At 48.7% G+C, this 9327-nt stretch carries 10 protein-coding genes and 1 pseudogene; 5 read left to right on the top strand and 6 right to left on the bottom strand.

Annotated features, from left to right (window positions below; translation table 11 throughout):
- Positions 1-583: 583 nt before the first annotated feature.
- From HMPREF3277_RS01210 to HMPREF3277_RS01200, 3 genes are all read right to left on the bottom strand, one after another.
- Complete coding sequence (locus HMPREF3277_RS01210) at positions 584-1048, bottom strand: ProQ/FINO family protein (RefSeq protein ID WP_003777487.1); 465 nt, start codon at positions 1046-1048, stop codon at positions 584-586.
- Positions 1049-1285: 237 nt separating this feature from the next.
- On the bottom strand, positions 1286-2377 hold the full coding sequence (gene aroC / locus HMPREF3277_RS01205) for a chorismate synthase (protein WP_070869792.1): 1092 nt from the start codon (positions 2375-2377) through the stop codon (positions 1286-1288).
- A gap of 103 nt (positions 2378-2480) precedes the next feature.
- The gene (locus HMPREF3277_RS01200) at positions 2481-3251 is read right to left on the bottom strand and encodes a sulfite exporter TauE/SafE family protein (RefSeq protein ID WP_070773703.1); all 771 of its coding nucleotides are present in this window, start codon (positions 3249-3251) and stop codon (positions 2481-2483) included.
- A gap of 427 nt (positions 3252-3678) precedes the next feature.
- Between HMPREF3277_RS01200 and HMPREF3277_RS01190 the strand changes: the two genes are divergently transcribed.
- The 5 genes and pseudogenes from HMPREF3277_RS01190 (at position 3679) to HMPREF3277_RS14815 (ending at position 6383) form a co-directional block, all read left to right on the top strand.
- Entirely contained in the window at positions 3679-4143 is a 465-nt protein-coding gene (locus HMPREF3277_RS01190; RefSeq protein ID WP_003764370.1) for a winged helix-turn-helix transcriptional regulator, read from the top strand.
- Positions 4144-4205: 62 nt separating this feature from the next.
- A pseudogene (locus HMPREF3277_RS15125) lies at positions 4206-4319 on the top strand (IS5/IS1182 family transposase); the annotation flags it as partial.
- Positions 4320-4750: 431 nt separating this feature from the next.
- Positions 4751-5461 (top strand): phosphoglycolate phosphatase, encoded by a 711-nt coding sequence (locus HMPREF3277_RS01185; RefSeq protein ID WP_070869790.1) that lies wholly within the window; start codon positions 4751-4753, stop codon positions 5459-5461.
- Positions 5462-5676: 215 nt separating this feature from the next.
- On the top strand, positions 5677-6147 hold the full coding sequence (gene recX / locus HMPREF3277_RS01180) for a recombination regulator RecX (protein WP_070869789.1): 471 nt from the start codon (positions 5677-5679) through the stop codon (positions 6145-6147).
- Between the two features lie 74 nt (positions 6148-6221).
- Entirely contained in the window at positions 6222-6383 is a 162-nt protein-coding gene (locus tag HMPREF3277_RS14815; RefSeq protein ID WP_009311625.1) for a hypothetical protein, read from the top strand.
- A gap of 178 nt (positions 6384-6561) precedes the next feature.
- Here the strand turns inward: HMPREF3277_RS14815 and HMPREF3277_RS01175 are convergent, their stop codons facing one another.
- The 3 genes from HMPREF3277_RS01175 to HMPREF3277_RS01165 form a co-directional block, all read right to left on the bottom strand.
- A complete protein-coding gene (locus HMPREF3277_RS01175; RefSeq protein WP_070869818.1) occupies positions 6562-7164 on the bottom strand; it encodes a DUF4112 domain-containing protein in 603 nt (200 codons plus the stop codon).
- A gap of 209 nt (positions 7165-7373) precedes the next feature.
- Positions 7374-8504 (bottom strand): DUF6396 domain-containing protein, encoded by a 1131-nt coding sequence (locus HMPREF3277_RS01170; RefSeq protein WP_070869788.1) that lies wholly within the window; start codon positions 8502-8504, stop codon positions 7374-7376.
- A gap of 173 nt (positions 8505-8677) precedes the next feature.
- On the bottom strand, positions 8678-9327 hold a 650-nt coding region (locus HMPREF3277_RS01165; RefSeq protein WP_246830739.1), incomplete at its 5' end, for a DUF6396 domain-containing protein.

Raw genomic sequence — 9327 nt, 5'->3', positions numbered from 1 at the left:
CGCCGTACTGGTTTAAAGTTAATCCACTATAATATGGGAAACAGGTATCCTGTATCTTATACAACACACAACTTACCCATTGATTTATATAAATTTTAAGAAAAAATAAGGCGATTACCTGACATTTGGCAAGCAGACAATCTGCCGTTTTCTCAAAAAATAGAAAATTTTTGCATATAAAAATTTGACAAAACGATGCCTTTCGTAGATAATAACGCCCGTTGAGTTGCTTGATGCAGCTTGATTTTTCTCCTCTATTTCTCCTTTGTAGACTTGGCGCATATCCCAAACGATATGCGCATTTTTTTATCTTGATTTTCCAAGTTTAAAATAAAATCAAATAAAACAAGATATTCCCATCTACTTCCATTCTCACGTACACAAAAATCCATCTTTAGAAAACGTGTAATCCCCAATAAAAAATCAACAAACACCCACCGTTTACCCTCCCCTGTCAAAGCAAAAATAATGGTTGCAAAGCGTGTTTCCTCTTTTCCCTCCTCCGTTGATTTGAAATACCGATAAAAAAGGTCGTCTGAAACAGAAAATCCGTTTTCAGACGACCTTTTAAAATCATTCGGTATTATTCGGCGTTGTTTTGTGCCACTTCTTCAGTTTCGGCGGCTGCGCCAACTTGCTCGGCTTCTACTGCCTCAGTTTTCGCTGCCTGTTTAGCCGCTTGGCGCTCGGCTTGTTCTGCCAAAGCCTGCTGGACAAACGGATGCTGTTGGGCGATGGCTTGTTCTTCCGCGCTGACTTCGCCTTTGAAGCGGTTGTTCAAATCAAAACGTTTTCCGCCGCGCGCCAGGGCTTTGAGGTAGCGGGGGCGGCGGCAATGGTTGGCGAGAACGCGGGCGATCAGTGCAGGATCGTATTGGGGCAGCGCGGCAACAAGGTCTTGGTCGATGCCGACGGCCAGCGGTTTGAATCGTTTAAAGACGTCGTATTTGCCGTAGATGTGGTCGGCAATCATGTCGGTCTGTTTTTTCTTGCTCATAGTTTGGACGGCGGATTTCAAAGCTGCGCCCAAAGCGGTTTCTTGTGTCATGTCGTTTGTATTCCTCTAAAATAAAGCCGTGCGTTTCGCTATGGCACGGTAATGGCGGTATTTTAGTATAAAGCCTGTGTTTTGGCTAAGTTTTTTTGCGAATGTTCGATTGTAAATGTTTATGTTGCGGACGGGCCGGCACACTTATCTCAATAGGCGTTGAGAAAGGTCGTCTGAAAATGTTCGGCACAATCCGTCATGTTTGTTTTCAGACGACCTCTTTCGATTTTATCCGCACTACTTGGTAATGTCTGGCGTATCGACGGCTACGTCGGCATTTTGCGCGCGATGGCGCAGGGCGTGGTCGATAAGAACGAGCGCGAGCATGGCCTCGGCGATGGGGGCGGCGCGCAGACCGACGCAGGGGTCGTGTCTGCCGTGCGTAGCGAGTTCGACAGGGTTGCCGTTGATGTCGATGCTGCGGCGCGGTGTGGCAATGGAGCTGGTGGGTTTGATGGCGATGTTGACGTGGATGTCTTGTCCGGTGCTGATGCCGCCGAGGATGCCGCCTGAGTGGTTAGACAGGAAGCCTTGCGGAGTGAGTTCGTCGCCGTGTTCGCTGCCGCGTTGGATGACGCTGCCGAAGCCTGCGCCGATTTCCACACCTTTGACGGCGTTGATGCCCATCATGGCGTAGGCAATTTCGGCATCGAGGCGGTCGAAAACGGGTTCGCCCAAGCCGACGGGGACGTTAGCCGCTTCGATATGCAGCTTCGCGCCGACGGAATCCAACGATTTGCGCACGCTGTCCATATAGTTTTCCAGCTCGACAATTTGGCTTTGGTTGGCGGCGAAGAAGGGATTTTGGGAAATGTGTTCGTAACCTTCAAACTGAATTTCTTTTTCGCCGACTTGGGTGACGTAAGCGGTGATTTCCGTGCCGAATTTTTCTTTCAGCCATTTTTTGGCGACGGCTCCTGCGGCAACGCGGGCGGCGGTTTCGCGGGCGGAGCTTCTGCCGCCGCCGCGGTAGTCGCGCGTGCCGTATTTGTGCCAATAGGTATAGTCGGCGTGGCCGGGACGGAAGCTGGCGGCGATGTTGCCGTAGTCTTTGCTGCGTTGGTCGGTATTGCGGATTAAGAGGGCGATGGGTGTGCCGGTGGTTTTGCCTTCGAAGACGCCGGAGAGGATTTCGACTTGGTCGGCTTCGCGGCGTTGGGTAACGTGGCGGCTGGTGCCGGGTTTGCGCCGGTCGAGGTCGGCTTGGATGTCTGATTCGGTCAATGCCAGTCCGGGCGGGCAGCCGTCAATGATGCAGCCCAAACCTGCGCCGTGGCTTTCGCCGAAGGTGGTAACGGTGAAGAGTTGTCCGAAAGTGTTGCCTGCCATGTTTCCCTCTATCGGTCATTTTCTGAAAGATGACGGATTTTAGCATACAAAGGTCGTCTGAAACGCTTTCGGCGGGCGAAGCCTGCCTTTGACACGCCTTCTGTTATCGAATCAAATCCCAAGCGAATTTGCCTATGGTCAGACACAGCAACACCATAAATCCATAACGTAGAAACTGGGTGCCGCCGCGTATCGCCAATTTCGCGCCGACCACGCCGCCGCACAAATTCGCCAGCGCAAGCGGGATTGCCCACGCCCAAACGACGTGTCCTTGCGGGATGAAAAATGTCAGCGCGGCGAGATTGGTGGTCGAGTTGATGACTTTGCCCGATGCGTTTGCTGTCAAAAAATCGTAGCCGTAAAAGCGGACGAACACGAAAGCCAAAAGGCTGCCCGTCCCCGGTCCGAAAATCCCGTCGTAAAAGCCGATTAATGCGCCGAAAAACAAGCCCCACAAGGTTTCGCGGCGCGTCAGCTTTTCAGTGCGCACCGTTTGTCCCAAATCTTTTTTGATAAAGGTATAAACACACATGGCAATCATGATGACCAGCATCGCCGGTTTCATGTATTGCACAGGGAAGAAAACCACGGCTTTCGCGCCCAGATAGGAAGCAGCAAAAGCCAGCACGGCGGCGGGCAGCAGCATTTTCCACGGCACAAGGATTCTGCGCAGATATTGCCCCGTGGCAGTAACCGTCCCGCAGCAGGAGGCAAACTTATTCACGCCCATCACCGAAGCAACAGGCGTGGAAGTTGGCAGCAAGTTAAACAGCCCGGGTATTTGCAACAACCCGCCGCCGCCGACCGCCGCGTCCATCAGTCCGGCGCAAAATCCGGTGAGCAGTAAGAGGTAGAAAAAGGAATCTACGGGCATAGTCCCTCCCTTGAAAAAAGCTGCCTTATCGGTGTCGAGCGATTGTGGCGGAATGCTATCTGGAACAGGCGGTATTTTAACTGAAAACCAACCTACGCCGTATTGCCGCCTATCCCGTTTCAGACGACCTTTTCTTTTAGATTCAGTGACTCACATTGCGGAAGAGGCGTTCCTCCATTAGAATCCGCCCTTCCTTGTTTTCTCCTGCCAATAAGGCACAACTACGGACAAAACCGTTTTCAGACGACCTGTTTGACCCGATGCCGCAAAAGCGCAATGCCATTGACCGCTGACTGACTTTCTTTTCGGTCGCTTTAAAGATATAGTGGGTCAACTTAAAACAAGGGCGGCTTTGCGTTACCTTGTCCTGCGTTTTATCCATCTGCCTAAAATGATGCGTTTCAGCTCAGTTGAAAGAAACTCCGCGATGAAAGAATTAGACAAAACCGACCTGAAAATCCTGAAAATCCTTCAGCAAAATGCCCGCACACCCATGACGGAGTTGGCAGAAAAAGTCGGATTATCCACTACTCCGGTTACCGAACGCGTCCGCCGCCTTGAGCGCGACAATTTCATTACCGGCTATCATGCCCGCCTCAACCCGCACCAACTCGGGCAAAGCCTGCTGGTCTTTGTCGAACTGAAGCTGCGTTCCAAATCGGGCAATATTTTTGAAGATTTCCGCCGCGAAATCATGCGGATTCCGCAAATTTTGGAATGCCACCTCGTATCCGGCGAATACGATTACCTGATTAAAGTCCGCCTGCCCAATATGGCGGCTTATCGGGATATGTTGGGCAATATCCTGCTGCACCTGCCTGCGGCAGCAGAAAGCCGCAGCTATGTCGTCATGGAAGAGGTCAAAGAAACGGCAGTGTTAGATTTAGAGTGATTTAACTACATTAAAAAAGGTCGCCTGAAAGTTTATAACGTTCAGACGACCTTTTTTCAAATTATAGTGGAATTAACATAAATCAGGACAAGGCGACGAAGCCGCAGACAGTACAGGTAGTACGGCAAGGCGAGGCAACGCCGTACTGGTTTAAATTTAATCCACTATACCTTTTATACCCACGATAGAAACACTATCAACCAAGATGCTTTGACAGTTTCAAACCCATCCCTTCCCCATCAAATCCAAGTATCTCCCTACCAAACCCACAAACAAAAAAAATGCACACATTCAATTGAATGTGTGCCAAGTCTACAAAGGAGAAATAGAGGAGAAACTATTAACTGACTACTCGAACCAGCTAACGAATCGGATTATCCATGAAAATAAAATTTTAGGCAAGTATTTTTCTTGTAAAGTTTCTAAATTAATTCATTGTAATATTTAAGCTGTAACTCTATTTCATCACTCTTAGCCTACCGTATCCCAATAAAATAAAAACCACCCGCTGCAAACCGAATACCAAACCGGCATCAGCAGCTTCCAAGCCTGCCCGCCGAATCAATGTTAAAATACGCGTCCCTGTCATTCACGAGCAAAACACATTATGACCGCCGCCATCGAACACGTCCAAGCCGCCGCCTTTGATTTGGACGGCACACTATGCGATTCCGTCCCCGACCTTGCCGCCGCAGCCGAAGCCATGCGCGAATATCTCGGCATGGAGCCGCTGCCTGCCAAAACAGTAGAAAGCTACGTCGGCGATGGCATCGGCAAACTCGTCCACCGCGTCATCACCAACGACCGCGACCAAGAAGCCGCGCCCGATTTATGGGAAAAAGGTTTCGTGTTCTACATGAAATACTACCGCGACCACTTGAGCGACTTTACCCGCCCCTACCCCGAAACCGAAGCCGGACTGGCATTGCTCAAATCACTGGGCATCCCGCTGGTGGTCATCACCAACAAAAACGAAATCCTCGCCGCCGAACTCTTGAAACAACTCGGACTCGCCGACTACTTCAGCCTGATCCTCGGCGGCGACAGCCTGCCCGAAAAGAAACCCAGCCCGCTGCCGTTACAACACGCCGCCGAAGTCTTGGGCATCAATCCCGCCAACATGATCATGGTCGGCGACTCCCGCAACGACATCATCGCCGCCAAAGCCGCAGGCTGCCTCAGCGTCGGCGTCACCTTCGGCTACGGCGACATGACCCTGCTCTCGCAAGACAAAGCGACCAAGCCCGATTGGATTATCGGCTCGCTGCCCGAAATTTATGAAAACCTGCGACCGAAAAAAGCGGAAGACGGCGAGTAATCAGTATCCTTGTTTTCAGACGACCTTTATTTCCACTTCAAAGGTCGTCTGAAAATAGAGCCGTGGAAATAAAAAGATTCGTCATTATCGAACAAAGAGAATGACGGAATGAAAGTTGCTTATCTCTCCTCTATCCTACGACACACAAGTCAGATTCAAGAATCTGACCTACGAATCGACTGACCTACGAATCGACCTTTTCAGACGACCTCTGCATGAAACCCCAAAAATCCCTGCGCGCCCGCGCGATGGACATCCTTTCCCGACAGGAAATCAGCCGCGTCGGGCTTAAGCGCAAGCTCGCCCCGTATGCCGAAAGCGAAGAAGAATTGGAAAACGTGTTGGATGAATTTGCCGAACGCAACTGGCAATCCGACCAACGCTACGCCGAAGCCTACATCCACAGCAAAAGCCGCCAACACGGTTCCCTGCGTCTGAAACAGGCATTGGCGCAGCAAGGCATAGACGAAACCGTCAGCCGCGAATTCATGCCCGACAAAGAGAGCGAACTGCAAACCGCAGTCGCCGTGCTGCGCAAAAAATTCAAACAGCCTGCCGCCGATTTGAAAGACAAGCAAAAACAAGCGCGCTTCCTCGCCTATCGCGGCTTCGATATGGACACCATCCACGCCGCGCTCAAAAGCAGTTGGAATGAAGACGATGTTTTTGAATACGGAGAAAATTAAACCGCCCTGCTTGAATCTTCCCGTCCATCGGCGTACCCTTACGCTTTTGCCACCCATTCACAACAGAGATGACCATGTCCGAAGAACAACGCAACGCCCCTAATCCGCTTTTGGAAGACGAACGCAAAAACCCCGTTTACCGACTCGGTCGGGCTGTCGCCGGATTTATGGTTATCGTATGGGCGGGCGTATTGATTTTGGTGTTTTATTTAGTATTCCGTTTTTGGTTAAACTAAATTTCTCACTCTCTCTACATCCCATTTTTTACAACCGTTTGCACTTTGCAAAAAGGTCGTCTGAAAAATCAAATATCGATTTTTCAGACGACCTTTTCTAATTCATAAGACGCATTTGAGTTCAGAACAGGCAACACCATACCAGTTGAAAGCCATTCACGATAAATTATCTATCCGCTCAAAACCAACCGGCAACAGCATGAAACAGATAAGTCATACCGCTCCACGCCCATTTGCTTACCGCAACCGTTATCCAACCCATCAACACCAGCACAATCAAACCGAAAAAATCAGGTATATGCAGATAAAGCCAAGCCGAAACAGGTTTGCGCCAAAAATCTGATTGCTGCTGTTTCTTCTCCAAAGCCGCGTGCATAAACGGGCGCTCCAAATGTAGGTCACAATCTACACCATACTCGCTGCGCACATATTCATTGATGACTTTCAAAGTACGGCGGCTCGGCTGCAAGAAAATATCGATAAGCGTACCGACGACAGGAATCATGCCGAGCACCATATCGGCAAAAGCAAGATATACGGCAGGACGCATTTTATGATCCGGCACGCCCAACTCCCGCCCCATACGAAAAGCCTTCATCGTCAAAAAAAGCCCGGCAATATCCCCGACAAAAGGAATCAGCGACAATATGGCATCAACGCCGATTCCTTGTTTGGTAAAAGGAATGCAAAACAAACTATCCATAGTATTGGCATATTTAGCCAACTCACGCTCACGTCGGATGATTTCCTGACGCTCATAAGGTATAGGTGTGTGCTTCATCATGTTTTTATTGTAGTGGTTTAACAAAATTTAGAGCGGTATAACGTCATAGCCGTTTACGGTCATTCTCTATAAAAGCCAATTACAGTATGGCCGTTTGTGACGCAAGGTCGTCTGAAAAGCATTTGAGTATTTTTCATTTCATCAAAGTAGCGCTTTCAGACGACCTTTGAACGCGGTCAAACTACTTTTAACACGCCTTGGTTTCTTTACTTCGGCAGCCCGGTATTCGGATCCAATCCCGCCTGCTGCGCCAATCTGCGCACCAGTTCATCGGATGGTTTTGCCGGAGCAGGACCTTCTTCAAAACGTTGGATGGCGATTTTACCGTCCCAGCTCGGCAGTTTTGCCGGGGGTAGCGGGACAATTTCGTCTAGATCGTGAACGTTGAGTTCGGGTTTTAGGTGTGCATGAGTTACAAGAAATTCACGAATAATTTTATATCGGCGTGAACGTTCTTTATCTTCAGGAATATCCCATCGTTTATAACGACTTTTAAGATTATCACTATAAAAAGCCATTCTAGTTATATGCGCCGAAGAAGTTTCCCCTGCCTTAGCTCCCTGATGTGCATAAAACACCGCTTTGTTATATGCCCCATGAACAGAAAATGCCGCAGTCATTGATTTAGCCGCATTTGCATCAGGATATATTTGCTCTGCTGCACATTGATGCATAGCATCACTAATTTTCAGTCTATACTGTTTACTTTCTTTATCCACAACTTTCATCAACAATTCACCTACCTCGTACTGCGCCTTGGCATTCCCCAAATCTGCAGCCTTGCGTAAATAAATTATTGCATCATCAGGGTCATGTTTTGGACCGTAACCGACATCAATATAAAGCGACCACCAATAATGTGCGCTGGCAGGCAGGATTTTCATCAGCTTTTCGTTCCAGTAAATACCTTCGCCACGACGTTCGCGGGTTTCGAGATTAATGTCTTTGCTCTTTAACAAGATTTCCTGCAAGGTCAGGTTTGCCTGCCAATGTCCGTTGGCTGCGGCAATACGGTAATACGGCAAATAACGGTCGAGCACTCCAGGTTTGGGCAGCCAACGGTTTTTAAAATCGTGGTAAAGGGCGTATCGGTATAGTTGATCTGCTTCCTGTGGCAAGGACGGGAACTGTTCTTTGACGCAGGTAAATTCTAAGTTCTTGAGTTTGGAATGTTTGTAAGAAGATGAACCCAAAACTTGCTTGCCCACGTCTGTTTGGGGATTTCTGACCATATCCATCGCAGACCTTGCCATTTCCCTACCAACATCGCATGCAGAAAGCAATGGCATGCTCACTAATATAGTAGATAAAAGGGACGGTATATGTTTGGTTCTCATTGTTTTTTATTGAAATAGTGTGTATTTGGTTCAAATTGTATGGGAAACCATCCCAAAGTTGGTGTTTAGATGAAGGTCGTCTGAAAGTGCGGTTTCAACAAGTTTGAAACTCAACTATTGAAAACCATGTTTCAGACGACCTTCAGGCTTTATCCTCTGTCAGCCTCTTTTATTTACTTGGGCAGCCCGGTATTTGGATCCAATCCCGCCTGTTGCGCCAATCTGCGTACCAGTTCATCGGATGGTTTTGCCGGGGCCGGACCTTCTTCAAAACGTTGGATGGCGATTTTACCGTCCCAGCTCGGCAGTTTTGCCGGGGGTAGCGGGACAATTTCGTCTAGATCGTGAACGTTGAGTTCGGGTTTTAGGTGTGCTCGGCGGGTTAGATAGTCGGAAATGATTCCATATCGGCGCGAACGCTCTTTATCCTCAGGGATTCCCCATTGTTTATAACTACTCTTAGGATTTTTATGATAGAAAGCGTTACCTGCTATATATGCTGAAGTATCTTTGCCTGCTTTTACTCCTTGATGTGCGTAAAACAAAGCCTGCTGATAATTTTTTTGTATCATTTTCTGCCATGAGGTTGCCGCCATTGCAGCATTTGCATCGGGACGTACCTGCTCCGCAGCACAAGCCTGCATCTTATTGGCTATTTCTAATCTGACAAAATGACTAGATTCATCCTGTATTTTCATTAACAGCTCAGCTACCTCATATTGCGCCTTGGCATTACCCAAATCCGCAGCTTTGCGCAGATAAATAATCGAATCGTCTGCACCATGTTTGGGACCGTAACCGACATCAATATAAAGCGACCACC

It is taken from the genome of Neisseria sp. HMSC70E02, from assembly GCF_001838645.1.
GTDB classification, from domain to species: domain Bacteria; phylum Pseudomonadota; class Gammaproteobacteria; order Burkholderiales; family Neisseriaceae; genus Neisseria; species Neisseria macacae.
Note: the sequence above shows the minus strand (reverse complement) of the source record. Positions and strands in the feature narration are given on the sequence as shown.

Bases quoted from the DNA above. Each gene is read 5' to 3' on its own strand.
- HMPREF3277_RS01210 (WP_003777487.1), bottom strand. From the start codon at position 1,048: ATGACACAAGAAACCGCTTTGGGCGCAGCTTTGAAATCCGCCGTCCAA.
- aroC (WP_070869792.1), bottom strand. From the start codon at position 2,377: ATGGCAGGCAACACTTTCGGACAACTCTTCACCGTTACCACCTTCGGC.
- HMPREF3277_RS01200 (WP_070773703.1), bottom strand. From the start codon at position 3,251: ATGCCCGTAGATTCCTTTTTCTACCTCTTACTGCTCACCGGATTTTGC.
- HMPREF3277_RS01190 (WP_003764370.1), top strand. From the start codon at position 3,679: ATGAAAGAATTAGACAAAACCGACCTGAAAATCCTGAAAATCCTTCAG.
- HMPREF3277_RS01185 (WP_070869790.1), top strand. From the start codon at position 4,751: ATGACCGCCGCCATCGAACACGTCCAAGCCGCCGCCTTTGATTTGGAC.
- recX (WP_070869789.1), top strand. From the start codon at position 5,677: ATGAAACCCCAAAAATCCCTGCGCGCCCGCGCGATGGACATCCTTTCC.
- HMPREF3277_RS14815 (WP_009311625.1), top strand. From the start codon at position 6,222: ATGTCCGAAGAACAACGCAACGCCCCTAATCCGCTTTTGGAAGACGAA.
- HMPREF3277_RS01175 (WP_070869818.1), bottom strand. From the start codon at position 7,164: ATGAAGCACACACCTATACCTTATGAGCGTCAGGAAATCATCCGACGT.
- HMPREF3277_RS01170 (WP_070869788.1), bottom strand. From the start codon at position 8,504: ATGAGAACCAAACATATACCGTCCCTTTTATCTACTATATTAGTGAGC.